The organism is Oribacterium sp. C9, from assembly GCF_002007235.1.
Lineage (GTDB): Bacteria > Bacillota > Clostridia > Lachnospirales > Lachnospiraceae > Oribacterium.
On record NZ_MUHW01000068.1, the window covers coordinates 1 to 1083 of the forward strand.

Sequence of the window (1083 nt, forward strand, 5' to 3'; positions counted from 1 at the left end):
CTATAACCTTGGATGAGATGAAATTAAATTGTTTAATCAACAGAATTTTGGTGTCTTTCACCATAAATTTTAGTTTGAAATAATAAGCATAGGAGTAAAGAGGAGAATTATCATAAGGTAAGAGAAAAGTATAAGACAGACAGGATCATATTCAGTCCGGAGTTTCTGAGGGAATCAAAAGCACTTTATGATAATCTCTATCCCAGCCGGATTATGGTTGGATGCGATGACGGCACGAGAGAAAAAGCGGAAACATTTGCAAAGCTGCTTCAAGAGGGAGCGGAGAAACCGGATATCGATACTCTGTTTATGGTGGATATTGTCTTCCTAAGGATACGAAACAGCTTCTTGCGAACTATCAGGATGTGCCTGAAAATCTTATTCAGACGATAGTGGAAAGCAATCGGACGAGAAAGGATTTCATCGCAGACCGTGTGCTGGACAAGGCCGGATACTACAGTTATACTGGAAACTCCATGTGGAATGTTGAGAAGGAGAGACCGATCACAATCGGTGTTTATCGCCTGACAAATGCAATCTAAAAATATCATATTTGATATTTTAGATTGCATTTGTTGCATGTGGATGTTTAAATAGTTTGTTCCTGAGGCAGCTTGAAACCGGCGAGTTTCATTTCCTTGAGGAATTCTTCCTCAGTGAGATTTGTTTTTTGAGCGGCTTTTTTGACACTCATGTCACCGTCTTGAACCATTTCGAAGTAGGATAATCGTTTTCCTTCTGCGAGCCCTTCGGAACGGCCTTTTGTAAGACCTTCTGCAAGACCTTCAGAGTGTCCTTCAGATCTGCCTCGTTGCTCGGCTATATCTTCATAATATTTCATAACTGTACACATGGAATTAAGGCCTCCTTCTGTTGTTTTCAGATACTTGACTTCTTTACTGAGTCTTGGGAACTTTGGGTTGTTAAATTCTTTCTTAGTAAAGCACGACATGAGACTTGAGATGTCGGTTCCGTCATCTACGGCTGTGTTGACATAGACATATCCGGTTCCGTCCTCAACGATTTGTCCTGTTTCGGCGATCACTTTGTTGACATGGTATATGGTATGACCAGCTCCGATGA

General features: G+C 41.0%; 2 pseudogenes. One reads left to right on the top strand and one right to left on the bottom strand.

The features are described 5' to 3' along the window. Nucleotides 1-117: 117 nt before the first annotated feature. Nucleotides 118-530: pseudogene (locus BXO88_RS16170) on the top strand (UDP-glucose 6-dehydrogenase); the annotation flags it as partial. 59 nt (nucleotides 531-589) lie between these two features. Here BXO88_RS16170 and BXO88_RS16640 read toward each other — a convergent pair. Beyond that, nucleotides 590-1083 (bottom strand): annotated as a pseudogene (locus tag BXO88_RS16640) (hypothetical protein); the annotation flags it as partial.